The 24,194-nt window shown below is 66.4% G+C and carries 19 protein-coding genes and 1 other RNA gene; 11 read left to right on the top strand and 9 right to left on the bottom strand.

Features of this window, described 5'->3' with window-relative positions; genetic code table 11:
- Positions 1–895 precede the first annotated feature (895 nt).
- Positions 896–3,973, bottom strand: a complete 3,078-nt coding sequence (gene polA, locus QX128_RS29960) for a DNA polymerase I (protein ID WP_316239324.1) — start codon at positions 3,971–3,973, stop codon at positions 896–898.
- Positions 3,974–4,255: 282 nt separating this feature from the next.
- The gene (locus QX128_RS29955; protein WP_315800491.1) at positions 4,256–5,308 is read right to left on the bottom strand and encodes an acyltransferase family protein; all 1,053 of its coding nucleotides are present in this window, start codon (positions 5,306–5,308) and stop codon (positions 4,256–4,258) included.
- Positions 5,309–5,459: 151 nt separating this feature from the next.
- Between QX128_RS29955 and QX128_RS29950 the strand changes: the two genes are divergently transcribed.
- The 4 genes from QX128_RS29950 to QX128_RS29935 all read left to right on the top strand — a co-directional run bounded on the left by QX128_RS29950 (position 5,460) and on the right by QX128_RS29935 (position 11,723).
- On the top strand, positions 5,460–6,779 hold the full coding sequence (locus QX128_RS29950) for a UDP-glucose/GDP-mannose dehydrogenase family protein (RefSeq protein ID WP_316239323.1): 1,320 nt from the start codon (positions 5,460–5,462) through the stop codon (positions 6,777–6,779).
- A gap of 116 nt (positions 6,780–6,895) precedes the next feature.
- The gene (gene hrpB, locus QX128_RS29945; protein WP_316239322.1) at positions 6,896–9,370 is read left to right on the top strand and encodes an ATP-dependent helicase HrpB; all 2,475 of its coding nucleotides are present in this window, start codon (positions 6,896–6,898) and stop codon (positions 9,368–9,370) included.
- 161 nt (positions 9,371–9,531) lie between these two features.
- Entirely contained in the window at positions 9,532–10,032 is a 501-nt protein-coding gene (locus tag QX128_RS29940; RefSeq protein ID WP_316183297.1) for a TIGR02281 family clan AA aspartic protease, read from the top strand.
- A gap of 191 nt (positions 10,033–10,223) precedes the next feature.
- A complete protein-coding gene (locus tag QX128_RS29935; protein WP_316239321.1) occupies positions 10,224–11,723 on the top strand; it encodes a phosphomannomutase/phosphoglucomutase in 1,500 nt (499 codons plus the stop codon).
- 63 nt (positions 11,724–11,786) lie between these two features.
- Here QX128_RS29935 and QX128_RS29930 read toward each other — a convergent pair whose 3' ends face one another.
- The 5 genes from QX128_RS29930 to QX128_RS29910 all read right to left on the bottom strand — a co-directional run bounded on the left by QX128_RS29930 (position 11,787) and on the right by QX128_RS29910 (position 15,723).
- Complete coding sequence (locus QX128_RS29930; protein WP_316239320.1) at positions 11,787–13,253, bottom strand: methyl-accepting chemotaxis protein; 1,467 nt, start codon at positions 13,251–13,253, stop codon at positions 11,787–11,789.
- Between the two features lie 29 nt (positions 13,254–13,282).
- Positions 13,283–13,612, bottom strand: a complete 330-nt coding sequence (locus QX128_RS29925; RefSeq protein WP_316239319.1) for a hypothetical protein — start codon at positions 13,610–13,612, stop codon at positions 13,283–13,285.
- Between the two features lie 112 nt (positions 13,613–13,724).
- Complete coding sequence (locus QX128_RS29920; protein ID WP_315715344.1) at positions 13,725–14,225, bottom strand: Lrp/AsnC family transcriptional regulator; 501 nt, start codon at positions 14,223–14,225, stop codon at positions 13,725–13,727.
- Positions 14,226–14,355: 130 nt separating this feature from the next.
- Positions 14,356–15,300, bottom strand: coding sequence for an NAD(+) diphosphatase (nudC, locus tag QX128_RS29915; protein WP_316239318.1), 945 nt, complete (start codon positions 15,298–15,300; stop codon positions 14,356–14,358).
- A gap of 3 nt (positions 15,301–15,303) precedes the next feature.
- Positions 15,304–15,723, bottom strand: a complete 420-nt coding sequence (locus tag QX128_RS29910) for an HIT family protein (protein ID WP_316239317.1) — start codon at positions 15,721–15,723, stop codon at positions 15,304–15,306.
- A gap of 144 nt (positions 15,724–15,867) precedes the next feature.
- Here QX128_RS29910 and ffs point away from each other — a divergent pair.
- The 5 genes from ffs (at position 15,868) to QX128_RS29885 (ending at position 19,442) form a co-directional block, all read left to right on the top strand.
- Positions 15,868–15,964, top strand: an RNA gene (gene ffs / locus QX128_RS29905) — signal recognition particle sRNA small type.
- A 146-nt stretch (positions 15,965–16,110) separates the two neighbouring features.
- A complete protein-coding gene (locus QX128_RS29900; protein WP_316239316.1) occupies positions 16,111–17,949 on the top strand; it encodes a DNA polymerase III subunit gamma/tau in 1,839 nt (612 codons plus the stop codon).
- 101 nt (positions 17,950–18,050) lie between these two features.
- On the top strand, positions 18,051–18,371 hold the full coding sequence (locus tag QX128_RS29895) for a YbaB/EbfC family nucleoid-associated protein (protein ID WP_315715348.1): 321 nt from the start codon (positions 18,051–18,053) through the stop codon (positions 18,369–18,371).
- 25 nt (positions 18,372–18,396) lie between these two features.
- Entirely contained in the window at positions 18,397–18,996 is a 600-nt protein-coding gene (gene recR, locus QX128_RS29890) for a recombination mediator RecR (protein WP_315715349.1), read from the top strand.
- A gap of 20 nt (positions 18,997–19,016) precedes the next feature.
- Positions 19,017–19,442: a hypothetical protein gene (locus QX128_RS29885; protein WP_315800898.1), complete on the top strand. Its 426-nt coding sequence runs from the start codon at positions 19,017–19,019 to the stop codon at positions 19,440–19,442.
- Positions 19,443–19,608: 166 nt separating this feature from the next.
- On the opposite strand, the gene QX128_RS29880 is transcribed toward QX128_RS29885, so the two are convergent.
- Together QX128_RS29880 and QX128_RS29875 are read right to left on the bottom strand one after the other, a co-directional pair.
- Positions 19,609–20,991, bottom strand: a complete 1,383-nt coding sequence (locus tag QX128_RS29880; protein WP_315800482.1) for an AmpG family muropeptide MFS transporter — start codon at positions 20,989–20,991, stop codon at positions 19,609–19,611.
- A gap of 43 nt (positions 20,992–21,034) precedes the next feature.
- Positions 21,035–22,267, bottom strand: coding sequence for a DNA recombination protein RmuC (locus QX128_RS29875; RefSeq protein WP_316239315.1), 1,233 nt, complete (start codon positions 22,265–22,267; stop codon positions 21,035–21,037).
- Between the two features lie 169 nt (positions 22,268–22,436).
- Between QX128_RS29875 and def the strand changes: the two genes are divergently transcribed.
- Both def and fmt read left to right on the top strand, forming a co-directional pair.
- Positions 22,437–22,964 (top strand): peptide deformylase, encoded by a 528-nt coding sequence (gene def, locus QX128_RS29870; RefSeq protein ID WP_315800481.1) that lies wholly within the window; start codon positions 22,437–22,439, stop codon positions 22,962–22,964.
- Between the two features lie 137 nt (positions 22,965–23,101).
- Positions 23,102–24,037, top strand: coding sequence for a methionyl-tRNA formyltransferase (gene fmt / locus QX128_RS29865; protein ID WP_316239314.1), 936 nt, complete (start codon positions 23,102–23,104; stop codon positions 24,035–24,037).
- The last annotated feature ends 157 nt before the right edge of the window (positions 24,038–24,194 follow it).

The raw sequence follows: 24,194 nt of genomic DNA, 5'->3' as shown, positions 1-24,194 counted from the left end.
CTCTGCCAGGGCACGCTGCACGCCGTGTTACCGGTCGTCCGGATGACCAGGCGCGATCTCATCGTGCCTAACGACAGGTAAAATCGCCGCGGGGGCCGAGTGACCTCGGTTGGGGGCCGGCGTCGCCGCCGCATCAAGCAACGTTCTCGCCCCAAAACTTTCTTGTTGCTATTTTTCCGAAACCATGGTTTGATCCGTGCATCCCGTCCTCATGCAGAGGGGCGTACGCGTCGTCACGATACGTAGAGGCGGGGAGCGGTGGCCGCGGGCCTGTCAGGTGCTGATGCGCTGGACGATTGGCAGCTCGCGGACGTTCAAGCCGTGTGGTCCTGGCGCCCCGAAGCTGGCGCCAAGCCTGCGTGACATCACGTGTCGCGCTGGTGACGGGGGCAAACAAGCCGGTCCCCGGGGAGAGCGCGGAGCAGACGTTCAACCCATCGCGCAGGGAGGGCCGGGTCTGTCCGGCTGAACCTGTGGTACCTGCCGCCTGCATTTTTTTCGCAGGCGGGCCACGGGCCTCAGTCGGGGCCCGGCCTTCCCTGCGCCCTTTGCGCCGTTGCAAAAGGGCCGACTGCTCGCAAGCCTCGGGCACGATGTGCCGCGAGAATGCAAAGCCTTGTCCTTATTCTGTCGTCAGTTGTTTGAAACGTGAATGCGTCTTCTCGCCCCGCTGTCGTCCCGGACAAGCCGTGACGCGCGCCAGCGCGGCACGGCGCCGATCCGGGACCCATACGCCGCGGCGGTCGTGTCGGGCAAAGGGCCAATGACCAGTGCGCCTCAAACCATTCCCTGGGGGTATGGATCCCGGCTCAAGGCCGGGACGACAGAAGGGGGCGGCGATACAGCGAGGCCTCCACCAACCGTCGATGATGCAGGAGGGCGCCGTGTTATCAGCTCAATGCGCCTCGTCCCAATTATCAGCCGCGCGTGCGTCGACGTGCAGCGGGACCGACAGCAGCACGGCCGGGAACGGCGCGTCCTGCATGACGTGCTGCACGACCGGCAGAGTTGCCGCGACCTCGTCGTCCGGGACCTCGAAGATCAATTCGTCATGCACCTGCAGCAGCATCTGAGCCGACAGCTTCTTTTGCGCCAGCGCCTCTTCCACCCGCGTCATGGCGCGGCGGATGATGTCCGCAGCCGTGCCCTGCAGCCGCGCGTTGATCGCGGCGCGCTCGTTGAAGGCGCGGACCGAGGCGTTCGACGCCTTGATCTCCGGGTAATGGCACTTGCGGCCGAACAGCGTGACGACATAGCCGTTCTTGCGGCAGAACTCGCGGGTCTCGTCCATATAGTCGCGGATGCCGGGGAAGCGCTCGAAATAGCGCTTGATGTAGGCCGAAGCCTCCTCGCGGGCGATGCCGAGCTGGTTGGCGAGGCCGAAGGCGGAGATGCCGTAGATGATGCCGAAATTGATCGCCTTGGCCCGGCGGCGGACTTCGCTCGGCATGTCCTTGATCGGCACGCCGAACATTTCCGAGGCCGTCATCGCGTGGATGTCGAGCCCGTCCTTGAACGCCTGCTTCAGCACGGGAATGTCGGCGATCTCCGCCAGCAGCCGCAGCTCGATCTGCGAGTAGTCGGCCGACACCAGCTTGTGGCCGGGTGCGGCGATGAAGGCGCGGCGGATCTTGCGACCGTCCTCGGTCCGGACCGGGATGTTCTGCAGGTTCGGCTCGTTCGACGACAGCCGTCCCGTCGTGGTCGCCGCCAGGGCATAGGTGGTGTGCACGCGATGCGTCTGCGGATTGACATAGGTCGGCAGCGCATCGGTGTAGGTCGATTTCAGCTTCGAGACCTGGCGCCATTCCAGGATCTTGCGCGCGAAATCGTTGCCTTGCTCGGCGAGGTCATCGAGGATCGATGCGGATGTCGACCAGGCGCCGGTCTTGGTCTTGGTGCCGCCCGAAAGCCCCATCTTGCCGAACAGGATGTCGCCGATCTGCTTGGGGCTGCCGACATTGATCGGCTCGCCGGCCAGCTCCTGCAGCTCGGCCTCGACGCGCGCCGCCGTCTGGGCAAAGTCGCCGGAGAGGCGCGACAGCACCTGCCGGTCGATCGAGATGCCGCGCCGCTCCATGCGTGCGAGCACGGAGACCAGCGGCCGCTCCAAGGTCTCGTAGACGGCGGTCATGCGCTCGGCCGTGAGGCGCGGCTTCAGCACGCGCCAGACCCGATGGATGACATCGACGGCTTCCGCGGAATGCGCGGTGGCGCGATCGATTGCGACCTGCTCGAAGGTCAGCTTGTTCCGGCCGCTGCCGATCAGCTCGCTCTCGCTGAGCAGCGCGTGGGCGAGCACATGCTCGGCCAGCGAGTCGAGCTTGTGCGAGCCGCGTCCGGCGTCGAGCGCGTAGCTCATCAGCAGGATGTCGTCGACATTCGCAAGGATGATGCCGTGTTGCGCCAGCAGCACGGCGAGGAACTTGATGTTGTAGCCGATCTTCAGCAGCCCGGCCGTTTCGAGGATCGGCTTCAGCGCCGCAAGCGCATCGCTCTCCTTGATCTGGTCGGGCGCGAGCCCGGCATCGAACAACCCGCCGCCATCGCCGGCCTGGCGATGCGCCAGCGGGATGTAGCAGGCCTCGTTCGGCGCCAGCGCCAGCGAAAGGCCGCACAGGCTCGCCTGCATCGGGTCGATCGAGCTGGCCTTCACATCGATCGTGACGCGGCCGAGATCGTGCACGCGCGCCAGCCAGGCGTTCAGCTCGGGCAGGCTGCGGACAGTCTGATACTTGTCGCGATCGATCCGCGCGCTCTTGGCCGCCTCCGCCCTGGTCTCGGCGAGACCAGCGGGCGTGCCCTTGCTCATTGCGGACTTGTCTATCCGCGGATCTCCGGTGCGAGGGCTCCCTCCCCCCTTGTGGGGGAGGGTTGGGGAGGGGGGTGCTCCGGAGGGACCGCTCGTGGAGCGCCCCCCTCCCTGACCCTCCCCCACAAGGGGGGAGGGAACGGAGGGAGCAGTGCCTGCGCCACTTTTCAACTGCTCATCCGCCGTCACATCCGCCGGATCGATCTGCGAATACTCCGCGACGCGTCGCGTCAGCGTCGAGAACTCCATCGCCTTGAGGAAGGCGATCAGCTTGCGCGGATCGGGCTCGTGGACGGCCAGATCGTCCAGCGGCACCTCGAGCGCGACCTTGTCGTCGAGCAGCACGAGTTGGCGCGAGATCCGCGCCTTCTCGGCGTTCTCGATCAAAGCCTCGCGTCGCTTCGGCTGCTTGATCTCGACCGCGCGCGTCAGCAGGCCTTCGAGGTCGCCATAGTCGGTGATCAACTGCGCCGCGGTCTTGATGCCGATGCCGGGCACGCCCGGCACGTTGTCGGTGGAATCGCCGGCCAGCGCCTGCACCTCGACCACCTTCTCCGGCGGCACGCCGAACTTCTCGATCACCTCGGCGACGCCGATGCGTCGGTCCTTCATCGTGTCGTACATCGTGACGCAGTCGTTGACGAGCTGCATCAGGTCCTTGTCGGAGGACACGATGGTGGTGGTGGCGCCGCGCTCGCAGGCGAGCCGCGCATAGGTCGCGATCAGGTCGTCGGCCTCGAAGCCCGACTGCTCCAGGCACGGCAGGTCGAAGGCGCGGACCGCCTCGCGGATCAGCGCGAATTGCGGGATCAGGTCGTCGGGCGCCGGCGGCCGGTGCGCCTTGTAGTCGGCATAGATCTTGTTACGGAACGTGACCTCGGACTTGTCGAACACGATCGCCAGATGCGTCGGCCGGTCGGTCTCGGGCATGTCGCGCAGCAGCTTCCACAGCATGTTGCAGAAGCCGAGCACGGCATTGAGATTCAGACCGTCGGACTTGCGGTTGAGCGGCGGCAGCGCGTGATAGGCGCGGAAGATGTAGGACGAGCCGTCGACCAGGAACACATGATCGCCTTTGGCCGCGCCCTTCGCCAAATTCTTGGCGGCGGCAGGCACAGGGGCGGCGGGCGTGGCGGCGGCTTTCTGGGGAGCTTTGGGCATGGCCGCAATGTAGGGAATTTGGCCGGGATTGACACCCTCGGAACGGCAGAATCCGGCGCGTTCCCCACGCAAATCGGCGCCGGCTGCGAGCCGTGCTCGCGCCAAAAACTCCGCTGTCGTCCCAGGCAAGCCCCGACGGCGCGAAGCGCTGGCGGGGCGCCGACCCGGGACCTACACTCCCAGGCGGTGATGAGGCGGCATGCTGGAGCCACAGCGTGCCTCACATGGAGGACGGCGGTTATGGGTCCCGGGTCTTCGCCCGGGACGACACCATGGATGTGGCTACTCCGCCGGCTGCAACACAGCCTTCGGCTTTGGCGGCGCGATCCAGAACGCGATCGGGCGTTCGAACAGGAAGCGGGCGCCGGTACGCAGCGCGAGGCGCCAGATCGCGAGCGCGCCGAGCACGCCGGCGATGGTGACGAGCAGCGAGATCGTTCCGATGTCCGTGATGATCCCGGTCTTCAGCAGCACCGTACGCGTCGCCGCCATCGGCAGGAAGAAGGCGAGATAGATCACGATCGAATGTTCGCCGCAGAACCGCAATGCGTTGAGGAGCTGCGCGCGCGCCAGCAGCGTGCCGGCGATGATGATGGCGACGGCGCCGGCATAGCCGAGCATGAGGGAGACAGCCGGCCACTCGCTGACGCCGAGGTTCACCAGCGACTGGTTGATGACAGCCCAGGCGAGCAGGCCGATGATCGCGAGCATGGGCTGCGCGCGGGCCCGGTCCGACACTGCGAAGATGTAGGTCGCGAACAGATAGCCCGAATAGATGTAGACGAAGCGGGCGCAGAATTCGTCGATCACGGTCCAGCCGGTAACGATGTGCGCCATTTCGAGGCCGGCCGCGATGCCCCAGATCACCGGCGCCGGCAGCCTCCGTGTCAGTTTGATGACGACGAAGAAGATCGGCAGCAGATAGATGAACCACAGCGTGCCGAACGGCTCGATGAAGGATTCCAGATACATATAGCCGGCGTGCGGCCAGCCGGACGCGGCGGCGAAGCCGGGCGCCTTGAAGCCGAACTGGATGGTCACCCACAGGACGTAGAAGTAGGCGAAATGCACGACCTTGCGGTCGAGATAGGTACGCCAGTCGCGGTTGATCACCAGTGGCAGAAACAGGCCGGAAATCAGGAAGAAGTCGGGCATCCGGAACGGCTTGGCGAAGGCGACGACGGCGTGCATGAAGCCGGTCTCGCCGGCGGCGAGCTCGACGCCGAGCACCGAGTGCATCATCACCACCATGATGATGCAGATACCCTTGGCGTAGTCCACCCAGTCGATGCGCGTCTCGGTTCCGGCCGTTTTCGGCGTACCATTCGCGGTCATGCTGTCCCTCTTTGGCGCGGAGCTGCCGCATTGTCGGGCAGAGCCGTTAATACTCCTCCTTGTCATCCAAACGTCATGCCGTTTTCTAAATTCCCCTTGAACCGCAAATGGTTTAAGACGCGAAAGTATTAACCTTGAAGGATGGGTTTCGATGCGAATTGCGATGATCGGCACGGGCTATGTGGGTCTGGTGTCCGGTGCCTGCTTCGCCGATTTCGGTCACCAGGTGACCTGCGTGGACAAGGACGAGAGCAAGATCGCCGCGCTGCATCGCGGAGAAATCCCGATCTTCGAGCCCGGCCTGGATGCGCTGGTCGCGGCCAACGTAAAGGCCAAGCGGCTCGATTTCACCACGGACCTCAAGCAGCCGGTCGCGGAGGCCGACGCCGTGTTCATCGCGGTTGGTACGCCGTCGCGGCGCGGCGACGGACACGCCGACCTCACCTACGTCTATGCCGCCGCGCGCGAGATCGCGGCCTCGCTCACCGGCTTCACCGTGGTCGTGACCAAATCGACGGTCCCGGTCGGCACCGGCGACGAGGTCGAGCGCATCATCCGCGAGACCAACCCATCGGCCGATGTCGTCGTCGCTTCCAATCCGGAATTCCTGCGCGAAGGTGCCGCGATCCGCGATTTCAAATGGCCGGATCGCATCGTCGTCGGCACCGCTGACGAGCGCGGCCGCAAGGTGCTCGGCGACATCTATCGCCCGCTGTCGCTGAACCAGGCGCCGATGATGTACACCGAGCGCCGCACCGCCGAGCTGATCAAATACGCCGCCAACGCGTTCCTCGCCACCAAGATCACCTTCATCAACGAGGTCGCCGATCTCGCCGAGAAGGTCGGCGCCGATGTGCAGGAGGTGGCGCGCGGCATCGGCCTCGACAATCGCATCGGCTCCAAGTTCCTGCATGCCGGTCCGGGCTTCGGCGGCTCGTGCTTCCCGAAGGATACACGTGCGCTGATCAAGATCGCGCAGGACTACGACACGCAGCTGCGCATCGTCGAATCGGTGCTGGCGGTGAACGACAACCGCAAGCGTGCGATGGCGCGCAAGGTGGCGCATGCCGTCGGCGGCAATCTGCGCGGCAAGACGGTCGCGGTGCTCGGCCTCACCTTCAAGCCGGAGACCGACGACATGCGCGAGGCACCGTCGATCCCGCTGGTGACCGGTCTGCTCGACATGGGCGCCAAGGTCCGCGCGCATGATCCCGTCGGCATCGAGCAGGCCAAGAAGGAGCTGCCGGAGATCGCCTACTACGACGATCCCTATGAGTGCGCGACCGGCGCCGATGCGATCGTGCTGGTCACCGAATGGGTGCAGTACCGCGCCATGGATCTCGATCGCCTCAAGGAGGTGATGGCGCATCCGGTCGTCGTCGATTTGCGCAATGTCTACCGCCCCGACGAGATGGCCGCCCACGGCTTCGTCTACGAGAGCGTCGGCAGGCCGTCGGTGAAGGGCGGTTGACATGGCATTGTCATACCCCGCGCAGGCGGGGTATCCAGTACGCCCGATCTTCGTGATCCGCGAGATTTGCGCTTACTGGATCACCCGCCTTCGCCGGTGATGACGGGTTACTGCTATTGCCCCTCCGCTTCGACACACCGCTACCCATCGACGCCGTGCTGGACGAACTGTCGGGCACGCTCGAACGCAGCAACACCGCCGTGCTGGTGGCGCCGCCCGGCGCCGGCAAGACCACGCGGGTGCCGCTGGCCTTGCGTGATGCGCCGTGGATCGGAACTAAGAAGATCATCGTGCTGGAGCCCCGCCGGATCGCGGCCCGCGCCAGCGCCGAGCGGATGGCGAAGTCGCTCGGCGAGCGCGTAGGCGACACCGTCGGCTACCGCGTGCGGTTCGGCTCGAAGGTCTCGCGCGCGACCCGCATCGAGGTCGTCACCGAGGGCATCTTCACCCGGCACATTCTCGATGATCCCGAACTGACCGGCGTCGCTGCCGTGCTGTTCGACGAATTCCACGAGCGCTCGCTCGATGCCGATCTCGGCCTCGCTTTGGCACGCGATGCACAGCAGGGGCTGCGCGAGGATCTCCGCATCCTCGTGATGTCGGCGACGCTCGACGGCGCTCGCGTGGCCACGCTGCTCGGCAATGCCCCGGTGGTCGAGAGCGAGGGCCGCGCCTATCCGGTCGAGACCCGGTATGTCGGCCGCAAGCCGGATGCGCCGGTCGAGCGCCAGATGGCCGAGACCATCGCGGCCGCGCTGCGCGCCGACGCGGGCTCGGTGCTGGCGTTCCTGCCGGGGGCCGCCGAAATCCGGCGCACCCAGACCATGCTGGCCGAGCGCGTCCACGATGCCAGCGTCGAGATCGTGCCGCTGTTCGGCGCGCTCGATTCCGCCGTGCAGGACCGCGCCATCTCGCCCGCCCCGAAGGGGCAGCGCAAGGTGGTGCTGGCGACCTCGATTGCCGAGACCTCGCTGACCATCGAGGGCGTGCGCATCGTGGTCGATTCCGGCCTCGCCCGGGTGCCGCGCTACGAGCCGGACATCGGCCTGACCAGGCTGGAGACGGTGCGGGCTTCGCGCGCCGCCGTGGATCAGCGCCGCGGCCGCGCCGGCCGCACCGAGCCTGGCGTCTGCTACCGGTTATGGGACGAGCCGCAGACGGCCTCGCTGGCGGCCTATACGCAGCCGGAAATTCTCAGCGCCGACCTGTCCTCGCTGGTCCTCGATCTGGCGCAATGGGGTGTCAGTGACCCCTCCACGCTGAGCTTCCTCGATCCGCCGCCGCAACCGGCTTGGAAGGAGGCGAGGGACCTGCTGCGCGAGCTCGATGCGCTCGATGCCGATGGCAGGCTGACCGACGAGGGCCGGCGGCTGCGGGCGCTGGCGCTGCCGCCGCGGCTGGCGCGGATGATCGTCGATGCCGCCGACCACGGCGCGGCGGCGCAGGCCGCCGACATCGCCGCCATCCTGACCGAGCGCGGGCTGGGCGGCGACAGCGTAGATCTCGAGGTGCGGCTCGATCAGTTCCGCCGCGACCGCTCGCCGCGCGCGCAAAGTGCCCGCGACCTGGCGCGGCGGTGGGCGCAGCAGGTGTCGTCCGCGTCCGCCCGCGCCGGAGAAGCGGACATCTCCACCGGCCTGATGCTTGCCTTCGCCTTTCCCGACCGGGTGGCGCGCAATCGCGGCAATGGCAGCTTCGTGCTCGCCAACGGCCGCGGCGCCGCCGTCGACCCAGCCTCGTCGCTGGCGCGCGTGCCCTATATCGCGGTCGCAGAACTGACCGGGACGGCGGCCAACGGCCGGATCCTGCTGGCGGCGCCGCTGGCGATCGAGGACATCGAGCGCCACTTCGCCGGGCACATCGAAGCCAAGGACGAGATCAGCTTCGATCAAAGCGCGATGGCGTTGCGGGCGCGCCGCCGGCGCAAGCTGCATGCGATCACCATGGCCGATGCGCCGGTCGCGCTGACGCCGTCGGAGGAGACCGCGCGCATCTTCGCGGAAGGGATCTGCGCGGTCGGGCTCGACCGGCTGCCGTGGTCGAAGGCCGCCAGGCAGTGGCGTGACCGCGTCACCTTCCTGCGCAGGGCGGAAGGCGACAGTTGGCCTGACCTGTCGGATGCGGGCCTCGCCGGGCGGCGCGAGGACTGGCTGGTGCCGCTGCTGGCCGACAAGACCGCGCTCAAGGACATATCGCCCGGCGACGTCTCCGATGCCGTGATGGCGCTGCTGCCCTGGGATCTCCGCGCCCGGCTCGACCGGGAGGCGCCGACCCATTTCGAGGCGCCGACCGGCACCATGCTGGCGATCGACTACGAGGCCGAGCAGGGGCCTACCATCGCGGTGCGGCTGCAGGAGCTGTTCGGCCTGAACGTCCATCCCTCGATCGCGCGCGGCGCGGTGCCGCTGGTGCTGGAGCTGCTGTCGCCGGCGCAGCGGCCGGTGCAGGTGACGCGCGATCTGCCCGGCTTCTGGCGCGGCTCCTATGCCGCGGTCCGCACCGATCTGCGCGGCCGCTATCCGCGCCATCCCTGGCCCGACGATCCCGCCCATGCCGAGCCGACCCGGCGGGCCAAGCCGCGGGGGACATAGCTCATGCAAATTGTACCGCCGCCGTCGTTGTCGTTAACGCTTCACTCATCGTTTTCGCCAAAATGGCGGCGGCAGCCGGTCACTCGCAGTCGCCCGTCAGCGGCTTTGATGGTCAAATCGGTTGCGGGGTAAAGTCGGGCGTTTGCGTCATGCGTAACATAATGATCTTTGCGGCCGTTCTCGTCGGTCTCGGCACCTTCATGGCGCAACTGGCCGATCGCCTGACCCCCGCGTCGGCATCCGCGACACCGTCCGCGCGGGTTGCCACGGTGGAATCCTCTGCCGCGGGCCAGCGCAGCCTCAGCATTCCGACCGACCGTCGCGGTCACTTCCGCGCCGACGGCCGCATCGACGGTCAGCGCATCAGCTTCATGGTGGATACCGGCGCCTCGATGGTCGCGCTGAACGAGAGTTCGGCCGCCCGCTTCGGCCTCCGTCCGGCGCGCGGCGACTACACCGCCACCGTGACCACGGCGAACGGCACCGTGAAGGCGGCCCGCGCCAGGCTCGCGATGGTCGAGCTCGGCGAGCTCACCGTGCGCGACGTCGATGCCCTGGTGCTGCCCGATACCGCGCTGTCGGAGAACCTGCTTGGCCTGTCATTCCTGTCCAAGCTGAAGCGCTTCGCCTACGCCAACGGCCAGATGGTGTTGGAGCAGTAGGCTGCGCCTTCACCGCATCTTGGTGCATGCAGTGACGGCCCCCATATACCGGCAGGCGGATTGGTTCAGCGGACGGGGCGGTCCCGCCTGATTGTTGCCTGCATTCATCTGCCTTCTGCCATTGTCGTCCGACGTCGTATCAGGCACGACTGCATTCTTCCGTTGATGTGATTTCCCGAGGCCGTCTCCTGATGTTTCCGAAACCCAAGCCCGTCCTGGTTCCCAATACCTACGCCTTCGAATCCGAGCCGATGGTGAAGCCGACGGGCTTCCGCGAATATGACGCGCGCTGGCTGTTCAACAAGGAAATCAACTTGATGGGGGTGCAGGCGCTCGGCATGGGGCTGGGCGCGCTGATCGCCGAACGCGGCGTCCAGCGGGAGATCGTGACCGGGCACGATTTCCGCGGCTACTCCGCCTCGATCAAATACGCCCTGATCTCGGGCCTGATGGCCGCCGGCTGCAAGGTGCACGACATCGGCCTTGCCGTGACGCCGATGGCCTATTTCGCCCAGTTCGATCTCGACGTGCCCTGCGTCGCCATGGTGACCGCCTCGCACAACGACAATGGGTGGACCGGCGTGAAGATGGGTGCCAACCGCCCGCTGACCTTCGGCCCCGAAGAGATGACCCGGCTGAAGGAGATCGTGCTCAACGCCGAGTTCAAGAACGCCGGCGGTGGATCCTATCAGTTCCACGAGAATTTCCCGGCGCGCTACATCGCCGACCTCACCAGCAGGCCGAAGCTGAAGCGCAGGCTCAAGGTCGTTGCGGCCTGCGGCAACGGCACCGCCGGCGCGTTCGCGCCTGACGTGCTCGAGGCGATCGGCTGCGAGGTCATTCCGCTCGACACCGAGCTCGATCACACCTTCCCGAAATACAATCCCAATCCCGAAGACATGGAGATGCTGCATGCCATCCGCGATGCCGTGCTCGCGCATAAGGCCGATGTCGGCCTCGGCTTCGATGGCGACGGCGATCGCTGCGGCGTAGTCGACAACACCGGCGAGGAGATCTTCGCGGACAAGGTCGGCGTGATGCTGGCGCGCGACATGTCGGTGATCCACAAGGACGCGCAGTTTGTCGTCGACGTGAAGTCAACCGGCCTGTTCATGACCGATCCCGTGCTGCAGGCGCAGGGCGCGAAGACGGCGTATTGGAAGACAGGCCATTCCTACATGAAGCGCCGCACCAACGAGCTCGGTGCGCTTGCCGGCTTCGAGAAGTCGGGCCACTTCTTCTTCAACCGCCCGTTCGGGCGGGGCTATGACGACGGTCTGGTCTCGGCGATCGCGATCTGCGAGATGCTCGATCGGGCGCCGGGCAAGTCGATGGCCGACCTGAAGGACGCGCTGCCAAAGACCTGGTCGTCGCCGACCATGTCGCCGCATTGTGGCGACGAGGTCAAATACGGCGTCGCCGACGCCGTCGTGAAGCACTTCCAGGCGCTGCAGCGGCAGGGCGGCAAGGTGGCGGGGCAGCAGATCCGCGATCTCGTCACCGTCAACGGCGTCCGCGTCACGGTCGAAGACGGCAGCTGGGGTCTGGTGCGGGCCTCATCGAACAAGCCCGAACTCGTGGTGGTGGTCGAAAGCCCGGTGTCCGAGCGGCGCATGCACGACATGTTCGAGGCGGTCAACGAGGTGCTGCGGACGCATCCCGAAGTCGGCGCCTACAACCAGACGATCTGAGGCCGCGTTGATGATATCCCGCTAGGGCCGATGCTCGCGCCGATCCCATCCTGTTCGATGCGATCAAGCGGCCCTCAGGGAGCTCAGGAACTGATCGACCTCGGATTTGAGCCGGCTCGATTGCGAGGTGAGTCCGTTCGCGGATTCCAGCAGCCGCGAGGCGGCGCTGCCGGTCTCGTCGGAAGCGCGGGTCACGCTGCCCATGCTTTGGCTGACCAGCCGCGTGCCTTCGGCCGCCTGCTGTACGTTGCCGGAAATTTCCCCGGTGGCGAGGCCCTGCTGCTCGACCGCGGTGGCGATCTCCTTGGAGATGTCGTCGATCTCGGCAATCGTTCCCCCGATCGCCTGGATGGCGGAGACGGCGTCACCCGTTGCGCTCTGAATGCTCTGCACCTGGCTGGAAATTTCCTCGGTGGCCTTCGCGGTCTGGTTGGCGAGCGCCTTGACCTCGCTTGCCACGACGGCAAAACCCTTGCCGTGCTCGCCGGCGCGCGCCGCCTCGATGGTGGCGTTCAGCGCCAGCAGGTTGGTCTGGCTGGCGATCGTCTGGATCAGCGTCACCACCTCGCCGATCTTCTGGGTGCCGGCAGCCAGGCTCTCGACCACCGTGTTGGTGCGGCGAGCTTCGTCCGCCGCTTTCGCGGCGATCTCCGCCGACCGCGTCACCTGCTGTGAGATATTGTTGATCGACGCGGTCAGCTCTTCCGTTGCGGCAGCGACCGTCTCGACATTGGTCGACGCCTGTTGCGAGGCGCCGGCCGCGGCCGACGTCTGGCGCGAGGACTCCGCGCTGCTCCGGCTCATCGACGAGGACAGGCTCTGCATCTCGTTGGCGGCGACGGCCACCGCCTCGACGATGCCGCCGATCTTGCGCTCGAAGCCTTCGGCGAGCTCGCGACGGGCAAGATCGGCCTGCTGCTTGACGCGTTGCTCGGCCTCGAACCGCTCGGCGTTGGCGCGCGCTTCGGCAGCGATCGCCGATTCGGCTTCCGCGGTCTTGCGCGCGCTGGTTTCGAACAGCTGCGTCAGCTTGAGCGCAAGGGCGATGAGAACGCCGGCCTCGATCAGCAGGATGACCGCATGCAGCACAACGCGGCCGAAATCAGCGCCGCCCGGGTAGATCGCTGCAGGAAAGACGAAGTTGAGGACCAGATGATGAAGCGCGACGGCGACCGTGCCGGCCAGGATCGGCCGGTAGTCGCAATATGCGACCAGACAGGCGAGCGCGGCGAAAAAATACATGTGCATGTCGATCTGCCAGGGATGTCCGGACATCTGGTAGACGAGCACGGATACGCCGCCCATGACGGCGACTGCGACGGTGAGCTGGGTCGACAAGGCGTCGCCGGCGCTGCGCCAGGAAAGGGTTGCCACCACTGCCATGACGACCATGAGCATGGTCGGCATCAGCCATTCGCCGCGCGACAGCCCGATGATGAGGGAGAGCGGAACGTGAACCCAGAGCATCGCCAGCAGAAGCTTGCTGGTCGTGTGCCGGAGGGTTGCCAGATCGCTGGTCTCGACGTTCATTTCCGATTCCCCCAAAGAGATCATTTTGATCATTTTGCAAAGCAGGCAGAGACCGCCTGCGGATCGATGATGAGCCAGGCGCCGGCCTCGCGCAGCCGCGCCGAGCCGTCGTGTTCGCCGGGACGAACGACCAGCAGCGATGAAATGGCCGTTGTGCGCACGAGCGCGGCGTCAGCCGAGGCCGCGGCGAGCATTGCGTGTTGCGCGCTCCACCAGGGTGGGAAAGCGACGGCCACGATTTCGCTCCCCGCGCGCACTTGGAGTGACAGCGCGGCGACCCCGACAAAGCTCGCGATCAGAAGCGCCGTGGCATTGAGCCACGGGCGCGAAGACTGAGGTATGGTTGCACCGGACGTCATCGCATCCAAGAATAGAGGGATGGGAATAACTTCCGGTAAACGTTCGTTAGGGATGACGCCTGAGTTTGGGGACGCCAGCGCTGCAACGTCCAAGCGGCCCGGAATGCTCGGCTCAGACCGGCGGCACCGGCAGCGCCGTGACCGACTTGATCTTCTCCATGGCGAAGCGCGAGGTGACGTTCTTGAGAGGCACCGCGCTGATCAGCTTCTTGTAGAAGACATCGTAGCTCTGCATGTCCGCAACGACGACGCGCAGCATGTAGTCGACGTCGCCGGCCATCCGGTAGAACTCCATCACCTCCGGCATCGAGCTGACCGCCTCGGCGAATTTGCGCAGCCAGGCCTCGGAATGGTCCGCGCTCTCCACCGACACGAACACGGAGATGCCGAGCCCGATCTTGTTCTGATCGACCAGGGCCACCCGGCGCAGGATCACGCCATCGGCCTCCAGCCGCTGGATGCGCTTCCAGCACGGTGTCGACGACAATCCGACCCGATCGCCGATCTCGGCGACGGACAGCGATGCGTCCTCCTGCAGGACCATCAGAATCTTGCGGTCAATCGCATCGAGCCGGCGATTGGCCTCGGAGCCTTGGGCGGCGACGTCGGTCATGGAGAAATTTGTTCCATATGAAGGCTATATGACCCTCATATAGAGAAAATCGTTCCAAGACAAGGGTTGGCCGTTCAGCCCTTTGCGGCCGGGGCTGACGGTTTCCGCGGCGGGGTGGGGTGGTTTCCTGTTACCGCTCGTCGTTCTCTTTCAGCCAGCGGCCGACCAGATGATGAGCAATGGCGAACGGGTGCGGTCCCGCCAAGCCATCCGGATGCTGCCGCAGCAGCATCTGCCGGGCCTCGTCGCGGCTGAACCAGCGCACGTCCTCGAGCTCGGTGCGGTCGATGACGATGTCTTCGTTGAGCGCCCGGGCGCTGCAGCCGATCATCAACGACGACGGGTAGGGCCAAGGCTGGGTCATGTAATAAGTCACGTCGGTGCAGCGAATGCCGGATTCTTCGAACACCTCGCGCCGGACGGCGTCCTCGATCGTCTCAGCCGCCTCGACGAAGCCGGCGAGGCAGGAATACATGCCGGTCGGAAACTGCTTCTGCCGCCCGAGCAGGCACTTGTCGCCGGAGGCGACCAGCGAGATCACGACCGGATCGGTGCGCGGGAAATGCTCCGTCTTGCAGCTCGGGCATTCGCGCTTCCAGCCGCCCTCGCGCATCGCGGTCTTGGCGCCGCAATTGGCGCAGAAGCCGTGGCGCTGATGCCAGGACACCAGGGACTTGGCCATCGCGATGGTGGCGAGCTGGTCGACCGGGATCGCGCCCTGCATCGCCATGCCGCGCAACTCGGTCACGGACACGTCCTCCCGCCCGGCGAGCTTCTCGACCGCGGCCGGCGAGATGCCCATGCCGAACACGGCCGCTCCGTCCTGCAGCCCGAGGAAGATCGTTCCCGGATTGGCACCGAACTTCAGCGCCTCGTCGATCGACAGCAGCGCGCGCAGCTGGTCGCCCTCGCGCTTCAGCACCAGCGAATCGCGATGCACGACATAGGCCCGCGTCGACGGCTTGCTCTCGAAGGCAATCAGCTTGTCTTCGTGGAAGCGCAGATGGGCGGCGCGATCGATCGGATGGCCGACGAAGGCCGGCTTGCCCAGCGGAAACGAGTCGAATGGCGACATCTCTCACCCTAGCCAGATCTTGCGCCTGATAGCGCTGATGAACTGCTGCACCTCCTGCGCATCGTGGGGCACAGGCGGCGCGGCGCCCCACACCGGTCGCGGCCAGGCCACGTCACTTGTGCGTCGCGCGATGATGTGGACGTGCAACTGCGGCACCATGTTGCCGAGCGCGGCGACGTTGAGTTTGTCGCATTTGGTGATCTCTTTGAGCGCGCGTGACGTCCGCGTGATCTCGGTCATCAGTTGCGCCTGCGCGACCTCGTCGAGATCGATGATCTCGACCGCGCCCTCGCGCCGCGGCACCAGCAGCAGCCAGGGATAGTTCGCGTCCTTGATCACCAGCACGCGGGACAGCGGCAGGTCGCCAATGTCGATCGTATCCTTCGCAAGTTGCGGATGCAGCGACCAGGCTGATTCGGGCATGCGGCGGTTCCTGGCGGATGGTCAGGCGGGAGCTCGACGGCACCTAAAGCCTTTCCGAGCTGCGGCACAAGCCCGCGGGGCCGTAGAGCGGGCCGGCGAAGCTCGCGCTTGCTTTCCGGACCATTTGGCCCCAAATAGGCAGCGGGAGATTGGCGGTGGACGAGCCACTCGCCAACCGGGTCAGGTCCGGAAGGAAGCAGCCCTAACGAGGTCCGGATCGGGTCGCTCGTCAGTCTCCTACCTGTTTTTTCGAGCGAATCGCGCAAAGATGGCGGGGACCCCGCGCAGGGCGGGCGCTCGACCGCGCTCCGGTTGATTGCGTCGAGGCTGATGGCGTCGACGATCGCGATCGATGCCGGACTGGAATGCTCACTTGCGGATCGCTCGATGACTGACGCTGGCGCCCCACCTGTTCCGCCTGACAGCGCCGACGCTCCCGCCAAGCCCTACCGGGTGCTGGCGCGCAAATACCGCCCCTCCAGCTTCGCGGATCTGATCGGCCAGGAGGCCGTGGTGCGCACGGTCTCGAACGCGTTCGAGACCGGCCGGATTCCGCAGGCCTGGATCCTGACTGGCGTCCGCGGCGTCGGCAAGACCACCACCGCCCGCATCCTCGCCCGCGCCCTGAACTACGAGCTGCCCGACGGTTCGGTGAAGGGCCCGACGATCCACATGCCGGTGCTCGGCACCCATTGCCAGGCGATCATGGAAAGCCGGCACATGGACATCCTGGAAATGGACGCGGCGTCGCATACCGGCGTCGACGATGTCCGCCAGATCAATGACAGCGTGCGCTATGCGCCGGCCAGCGCGCGCTACAAGGTCTACATCATCGACGAAGTCCACATGCTGTCGACGGCGGCGTTCAACGCCTTCCTGAAGACCTTGGAGGAGCCGCCGGAGCACGCCAAATTCGTGTTCGCCACCACCGAGATCCGCAAAGTGCCGGTCACGGTGCTGTCGCGCTGCCAGCGCTTCGATCTGCGCCGGGTCGAGGCCGACGTGCTGATGAAGCATCTTGCTGGCATCGCGACCAAGGAAGGCGTCACGATCGAGCCCGAGGCGCTCGGCATCATCGCGCGCGCCGCAGAAGGCTCGGTGCGCGATTCGCTGTCGCTGCTCGATCAGGCGATCGCGCACAGCGCCGGCGAGGTCCGCGCCGACGATGTCCGGCAGATGCTCGGCCTCGCCGACCGCACCCGCGTCATCGATCTGTTCCACCATCTCGCCAGCGGCGACATCGCCGCCGCCTTCAAGGAATTCCGCGAGCAGTACGACGTCGGCGCCGACCCCGTGGTCGTGCTGTCCGACCTCGCCGAGTTCGTCAACTTCGTGACCCGGGTGAAGGTCGTGCCGGCGACCGCTGACAATGTCGCCTTCAGCGAGACCGAGCGGCTGCGCGCACGCGACTTCGCCACCAAGCTGTCGATGCGCGTGCTGTCGCGGATGTGGCAGATGCTGCTCAAGGGCATCGCCGAGACTCAAGGCGCGACGCGGCCTGCGGCTGCGGCGGAAATGGTTCTGGTGCGCATCGCCTATGCCGCCGATCTGCCGACGCCTGACGAAGCCATTCGGATGATCGACCAGAACGGTGGTGGCTCGCCAATCGTCACGAACGGCGGCGGGGCGCGCGCTGCGCCGGCATCCACCATGAGCGCGGGAACGGCGCCTGTGATGACGCCGGCGCCGATGCAGGCGCCGCGCGCGCAAGGCCCGACGCTCGCCGCGGTCGGCGGTTCGGTGCGACCGCAGGCGATGGCATCGCAGCCGTCACCGGCATCGCAGGACCAGCCCGCGCTGCGCCTAGCGAGCTTCCAGGAACTCGTCGCGCTGGCCGGCAAGAATCGTGACCTGATCACCAAGAGCGCGCTCGAGATGGACGTGCGGCTGGTCCGCTTCGAGGAGGGACGGCTGGAGATCGCGCTGGAACGGACGGCGCAGCGCTCGCTTGTCTCGGACCTCGGCCGCAAGCTGGAAGACTGGACCGGCCGGCGCTGGACGGTGATCGTTTCCAACGAGCCGGGCCAGGCGACCTTGCGCGAGCAGAATCTGCGCGCCAAGAGCGAACGCGAGGCAGCGGCCGAGGCCGATCCGCGCGTGCAGGAGATCCTGGCGCGGTTCCCGGGCACCAAGGTGATCGAAGTGCGTCGGCTCGCCCCCGAGCCGCCCGAATCGGACGCCAGTGCTGTCGAGCCGCCCGACGAGTCCGACGATGATGATTTCTAGAGCATGGTCCGAAACGTGGAAACCGGTCTTCCTCGCGAAAACGCCAAACGCATTTGCGCGAAGATCATGCTCAACAGGAAGGCTGATGATGAGGTGCTCCGATGGCTGACTTTCTCGGCATGATGAAACAGGCGGCGCAGCTGCAGACGAAGATGCAGGAGATGCAGGAGGAGCTCGGCAACGTCGAGGTCGAGGGCATCTCGGGCGGCGGTCTGGTTGCCGTGCGCATGACCGCGAAGATGGACGTGAAGAGCATCAAGATCGATCCGTCGCTGCTCAAGCCGGAGGAGGCCGAGATCCTGGAGGACCTGCTGGTCACCGCGCACGGCGACGCGCGGCGCAAGGCGGAAGCCGCGATGCAGGAGAAGATGCAGGCCATCACCGGCAAGCTCGGCCTGCCGCCAGGCTTCGGTTTTGGTTAGTTGACCCGATGACATTCGTGAACTGATGGCCGTCGCCGGTCCTGAGATCGAACGCCTGATCCAGCTGCTTGCGCGCCTGCCCGGCCTCGGGCCGCGCTCGGCGCGGCGTGCCGCGCTCCATCTGATCAAGAAGCGCGAGGCGCTGATGGTGCCGCTCGCCTCGGCGCTGCAGGTCGCGATCGACCGCATCCAGGTCTGCAAGACCTGCGGCAACATCGATACCCAGAATCCCTGTACGGTGTGCACCGATCCGCGGCGCGATCCCGCGATGATCGTCGTCGTCGCCGATGTCGCCGATCTCTGGGCGCTGGAGCGCGCCAAGGCCTCGAACGGCCGCTATCACGTGCTCGGCGGCACCTTGTCGCCGCTCGACGGAGTCGGTCCGCAGGACCTCACCATCGACGCGCTGGTGCAGCGCGCGCATGCGCCGGAGGTGCAGGAGATCATCCTCGCATTGAACGCGACGGTCGATGGCCAGACCACCGCCCACTACATCACCGACCTCCTGCAGGAGGCGAACGTCAAGGTCACGCGGCTGGCGCATGGCGTGCCGGTCGGCGGCGAGCTCGACTATCTCGACGAAGGCACGCTCTCGGCCGCGATGCGGCAGCGGACCTTGTTCTAGGCACAGACGAAAGTGGAATGATGACGAAACGCGGATTCGGCAAACGGCTGGCTTTGGGCGCGATTTGGGTGGCGCTCTCGGCTCCGTCCGTCCTGGCGCAGCAGAGCGAGACACCGCAGAAGGTCGGCAAGCCGCTCAATGCTGGTGACGTGCTGTCCGGCGAGCTGAACGCGCTGAAGCTGAAAGGCGCCAAGCCGGGCCAGCCCTCCGCCGCCTATCAGATCACCAGCGAGCCGCGCCGCCTGCCGCCGCCGAGCGGGCTGTGCAATCTCGAGACCGGCCCGGAGACGTTCCAGCTCGTCACCGCGAACACGGCGCAGGCGTCGCAGCTCAAGGGGCTGCTCGGCAAGCAGATCGCGGTCAAGGTCGACGAGATCGCCTGCGCGCAGGATGCGGGACAGATGAGCGAGGCGGTCGTGACCAAGTGGAGCTTGGTGAAGCGTTGAGGCCGCTGGGAGCATTCACGCGAATGCAACGCCACGATTTCCGCTGTCATCGCCCCGCTTGACCGGGCGATCCAGTACGCCGCGGTCTCGCGGTCGATCGCCGACGTCTCCGCAATGCCGGATCACCCGCCTTCGCGGAGGATGACAGTCTAACTCCAGGCGGCAGCTAGACCTTCACTGGCCCCAATTCATCGAAATGCCCGCGCCGCTGCAGCCAAGCAAGCAGCACGAGGCTCGGGATCGCGACGAGCGCGCAGATGACGAAGAATGTGGGCCAGCCGGTCGCCTTCGCCACATAGCCCGCGCCCGATGACAGATAGGTTCGTCCAACCGCGGCGAGTGCGGTGAGCAGCGCATATTGGGTCGCGGTGTGCAGCGGATTCTGGCACAGCGCAGAGAGATAGGCGACGAAGATCACGGTGCCGATCGCGCTGGTGAAGTTCTCCGCAGAGATCGCCAGCGCCAGCGCCCATTGATTGACTCCGACGATGGCGAGCCATGAGAACGACAGGTTGGCCAGCGCCTGCACGATGCCGCCGATCCACAGGCTGGTGGCGAGCGAATAGCGCCGCGCGACGAAGCCGCCGGCAAAGCCGCCGGCGAGCGTGGCGGCGAGGCCGACGCCTTTCACGATCGCTGCGTAGTCGACCTTGCTGAAGCCGAGATCGATCACGAACGGCGCGGTCATCGTGCCGGAGAAGGCGTCGGTGAACTTGAACAGCACGACGAAGGCGAGCGCCGTGAGCGCATCACGTCGGCTGAGGAACTCGACGAAGGCTCCGGCGGCCGCATGCATCACGCGGGTGAGCGCGGTGTCCGCGCCCATCGCGGCCTCCGCCTGCTGCGACTGTGCCGGCTCGGTCGCCGCGAGGGCCGTGATCGTGCCAATCAGCACCATTCCGGCCATCGCGACATAGCCCCACATCCAGGACGACGGACGCGTCAACCCCGAGTTCTCGAATGCACTGACCACCACCAGCGCGCCGGCGGTCGAGACCAGCATGCCGATGCGGTAGGCGGCGACATACGCCGCCATGCCCGCGGCCTGCTCGCTCTCCGGAAGGCTCTCGACGCGGAAGGCATCGACCACGATGTCCTGGGTCGCCGACATCGCGGCGACCAGCAGCGCGGCCAGCGCGACCATGAACGGCGCATGCGCCGGGTCAGTCACGGCCAGCAGCAGGATGGCCGCGATCAGCAGCAATTGCGCGAACACCAGCCAGCCGCGCCGCCGCCCGAAGGCGCGCGTCAGCAGCGGCACGTGCAGCGCGTCGACCAGCGGCGCCCAAAGGAATTTCAGCGTGTAGGGCGTGCCGACCAGCGCGAACAGCCCGATGGTCCCGAGATCGACGCCGAGCTCGCGCATCCAGATCTGAAGCGTCGAGCCGGACAGCGCCAGCGGCAGACCTGAGGAGAAGCCGAGGAACAGCACCACGAGCACGCGCGGCTGCAGGTAGACGGCCATGCTCTCGCGCCAGGTGGGGGCAGGCTTGGCCTCAGGCTTTGCAGCGGTTGCTCTGATGTCGGAGGCGGCGTCAGGTGCGGTCATCGGTGGGTGGTAGCAGATCTGGACAGCTTTCGCGACGCCGCGGTCATTCCCCCGCCTGCATCCGCCCCGCCAGCGGAAACAGGTCCGGCGTCGCGCCCGCGCCCGGCGCAATGCGCGGAGAGTCCGCCGGCGCATCCGGCTTGCTGAAATCGAGCTCCTCGATCCGCGCGGCGCGCTTTTCGATCTTGTCGGCGGAGATGAGGATCTGGCGGATGTCCTCGCCGACATCGCCAAAATGCTTCTGCAGCTTGAGCACGCGCTCGCGCAGGCGGCCGAGGTCGTCGCCCAAATGGATCACCTCGTTGCGGATCTGGTCAGCGGCGTCGCGGATGCGCGCGTCCTTCATGATCTGCTGCATGACCTGGATCGCGAGCATCAGCAGCGACGGCGACACCAGCACGACACGGGCGCGATAGGCTCTCTGGATGACGTCGTCGAAGCCGTCATGGATCTCGGCGTAGACCGATTCCGACGGCACGAACATCAGCGCCGTGTCCTGCGTCTCGCCGACCACGAGGTACTTCTCGGCGATGTCGTTGACGTGGCGCAGCACGTCGGTGCGCAGCCGCTGCGCGGCGGCGCGCTTTTCGTCCTCCGTCTCCGCGTCGTGCAGCGCGGTCACTGCCTCGAGCGGAAACTTGGCGTCGATGCACAGCGGCCGCGTGTCGGGCAGGAACACGACGCAGTCCGGCCGCTTGCCGCTGACGAGCGTGTACTGGAAGGCGTAGCTGCCCTTCGGCAGCCCGTCCTGGACGATCGCCTCCATGCGCGCCTGGCCGAATGCGCCGCGCGACTGCTTGTTGGCGAGCACGTCGCGCAAGGTCGTGACCTGTGTCGTGAGCTCGCTGAGATCGCGATGCGCGTTGTCGATGATGCCGAGCCGCTCGTGCAGCACGCGCAAGGAATCCATGGTGTGGCGCGTGGTCTGCTCCATCGATTGGCCGACGCGATGGGTGACGGCGTCGAGCCGCTCGTTGACGCTGCGCGCCAGGTCCACCTGCCGCCCGGCAAGCAGCTGCGCCATCGCGTCGACCCGGCCGGAGGCCTCGCTCTGCACCCGGATCATCTCGCCGAACCGCTGTTCGATCTCATCGGCGCGCATCGCCTGCTGGGCCGCGAGCTCGGCGCCGCGCCGGCCGGAGCGCACCACGGCCGCGACGATCATCAGCAGCAGGAGCAGAACCAGCACGCCAAACCCGATCAGCGCGTCGCTGGCGCGCACCGGCAGATCGCCGATCATGACGACGACAGGATTGAGGGACTGGCTGGCGGTCATCACCCCCGTCTATCCGATTCGCAAGAGTTCGCGAACGAAGAGAGAACATTTATGGTTAAGGCCGGGTAAAGAATCATGGTTAGCGAGACATTGAAATTCATGGTTAGCGAAGTCTTAACTGCGAGCCATCACATTGACCGCGCCGGTTCCGCGGCTTAAATCGCGCGCCATGTCCCTAAGAGAAATCATCATCCTGCCGGACCGGCAGTTGCGGCTGGTGTCCAAGCCGGTCGAGAAGGTCACGCCGGAGATCCGGCAGCTGGTCGACGACATGTTTCAGACCATGTACGACGCGCCAGGCATCGGGCTCGCAGCGATTCAGGTCGCGCAGCCGCTGCGCGTCATCACCATGGATCTGGCCAAGCCCGACGCGAACGGGGAAGGCAAGCGCGAGCCGCGCGTCTTCATCAATCCGGAGATCGTTGCCAAGTCGGACGAGCTGTCGGTCTACGAGGAAGGCTGCCTGTCGATCCCCGAATATTACGAGGAGGTCGAGCGGCCGGCGCGTGTGCGCGTGCGCTTCACCGATCTCGACGGGCTGGTCCGCGAGGAGGATGCGGAGGGGCTCTACGCCACCTGCATCCAGCACGAGATCGACCATCTCAACGGCGTGCTGTTCATCGACTATCTGTCGAAGCTCAAGCGCGACCGCGTGATGAAGAAGTTCACCAAGGCCGCCAAGCGCGCCGGCGAGTAACGATCAACTCTCTCCTCCGTCATGCCCGGGCTTGACCCGGGCATCCACGTCTTGCCTCTCGCGTTGGCATTGCGACGTGGATGGCCGGGACGAGCCCGGCCAATGACGGCAGGATGAAGCCTTGAGGGGCGCACCAGATGCCGCTTCGCCTGATCTTCATGGGCACGCCGGATTTCGCCGTGCCGACCCTGCTCGAGCTCGCCGGCCACGGCCACGAGATCGTGGCCGTCTACACGCGCGCGCCGAAGCCCGGTGGCCGCCGTGGCTTGGCCTTGGTCCCGACTCCGATCGAGACCGAGGCGCGGCGGCTCGGCATTCCCGTGCTCACGCCGAAGACGCTGAAGACCGAGGACGCGCTGGCTGCGTTCTGCGCCCACCAGGCCGACGCCGCCGTCGTCGTCGCCTATGGCATGATCCTGCCGCAGGCGATTCTCGATGCACCAAAACTCGGCTGCTACAACCTCCACGCCTCGCTGCTGCCGCGCTGGCGCGGCGCCGCGCCGATCAACCGTGCCATCATGGCAGGGGACGCCGAAAGCGGCGTGATGGTCATGAAGATGGATGTCGGTCTCGACACCGGCGACGTCGCGATGGCCGAGCGTCTGCCCATCACTGACGCGATGACGGCGTCCGACCTGCACGATCGCCTGTCGCGCATCGGCGCCGACCTGATGGTGCGGGCGATGGCCGCGCTGGAGCGCGGCGGGCTGACGTTGACGAAGCAGGCCGAGGGCGGCGTGACCTATGCGGCCAAGATCGAGAAGGCCGAGGCGCGGATCGACTGGACGAAGCCGGCGCATACGGTGCTGCGTCACATCCACGGCCTGTCGCCGTTCCCCGGCGCCTGGAGCGAGGTCATGCTCGATGGCGAGGCGGCGCGTTTGAAGATCCTGCGCTGCGCGCTCGCCGACGGCCGGGGCGAGCCGGGCGCCGTGCTCGACGAGCAGCTCACCATCGCCTGCGCCGACGGCGCCATCCGCGTGACCGAGCTGCAGCGCGCCGGCAAGGGCCCGATGAAAGCCGCGGATTTCCTGCGCGGCACGCCCGTCGCGCCGGGCCGGCGCTTCGGCTGACCAATTCAGCTCGTCATGCGCGGGCTTGACCCGCGCATCCATCTCGCGAACAAGCTTCGTCCATGGATGGATTGCCGGGTCAAGCCCACGGCTGTCCGGTTCAGCTTCCGCATATTGCGAGGCTCAACTGTTGTGGGTTTTTGGCAAGTTGGGGTGG

The organism is Bradyrhizobium sp. SZCCHNR1015 (assembly GCF_032489875.1).
In the GTDB taxonomy this organism is placed as follows: Bacteria; Pseudomonadota; Alphaproteobacteria; order Rhizobiales; family Xanthobacteraceae; genus Bradyrhizobium.
Note: the sequence above shows the minus strand (reverse complement) of the source record. Positions and strands in the feature narration are given on the sequence as shown.

Bases quoted from the DNA above. Each gene is read 5' to 3' on its own strand.
- QX128_RS29900 (WP_316239316.1), top strand. From the start codon at position 16,111: ATGACTGACGCTGGCGCCCCACCTGTTCCGCCTGACAGCGCCGACGCT.
- recR (WP_315715349.1), top strand. From the start codon at position 18,397: ATGGCCGTCGCCGGTCCTGAGATCGAACGCCTGATCCAGCTGCTTGCG.
- QX128_RS29940 (WP_316183297.1), top strand. From the start codon at position 9,532: ATGATCTTTGCGGCCGTTCTCGTCGGTCTCGGCACCTTCATGGCGCAA.
- QX128_RS29935 (WP_316239321.1), top strand. From the start codon at position 10,224: ATGTTTCCGAAACCCAAGCCCGTCCTGGTTCCCAATACCTACGCCTTC.
- QX128_RS29920 (WP_315715344.1), bottom strand. From the start codon at position 14,225: ATGACCGACGTCGCCGCCCAAGGCTCCGAGGCCAATCGCCGGCTCGAT.
- QX128_RS29955 (WP_315800491.1), bottom strand. From the start codon at position 5,308: ATGACCGCGAATGGTACGCCGAAAACGGCCGGAACCGAGACGCGCATC.
- fmt (WP_316239314.1), top strand. From the start codon at position 23,102: ATGCCGCTTCGCCTGATCTTCATGGGCACGCCGGATTTCGCCGTGCCG.
- QX128_RS29925 (WP_316239319.1), bottom strand. From the start codon at position 13,612: ATGACGTCCGGTGCAACCATACCTCAGTCTTCGCGCCCGTGGCTCAAT.
- QX128_RS29950 (WP_316239323.1), top strand. From the start codon at position 5,460: ATGCGAATTGCGATGATCGGCACGGGCTATGTGGGTCTGGTGTCCGGT.
- QX128_RS29880 (WP_315800482.1), bottom strand. From the start codon at position 20,991: ATGACCGCACCTGACGCCGCCTCCGACATCAGAGCAACCGCTGCAAAG.
- QX128_RS29930 (WP_316239320.1), bottom strand. From the start codon at position 13,253: ATGAACGTCGAGACCAGCGATCTGGCAACCCTCCGGCACACGACCAGC.
- QX128_RS29885 (WP_315800898.1), top strand. From the start codon at position 19,017: ATGACGAAACGCGGATTCGGCAAACGGCTGGCTTTGGGCGCGATTTGG.
- polA (WP_316239324.1), bottom strand. From the start codon at position 3,973: ATGCCCAAAGCTCCCCAGAAAGCCGCCGCCACGCCCGCCGCCCCTGTG.
- QX128_RS29875 (WP_316239315.1), bottom strand. From the start codon at position 22,267: ATGACCGCCAGCCAGTCCCTCAATCCTGTCGTCGTCATGATCGGCGAT.
- nudC (WP_316239318.1), bottom strand. From the start codon at position 15,300: ATGTCGCCATTCGACTCGTTTCCGCTGGGCAAGCCGGCCTTCGTCGGC.
- QX128_RS29895 (WP_315715348.1), top strand. From the start codon at position 18,051: ATGGCTGACTTTCTCGGCATGATGAAACAGGCGGCGCAGCTGCAGACG.
- def (WP_315800481.1), top strand. From the start codon at position 22,437: ATGTCCCTAAGAGAAATCATCATCCTGCCGGACCGGCAGTTGCGGCTG.
- QX128_RS29910 (WP_316239317.1), bottom strand. From the start codon at position 15,723: ATGCCCGAATCAGCCTGGTCGCTGCATCCGCAACTTGCGAAGGATACG.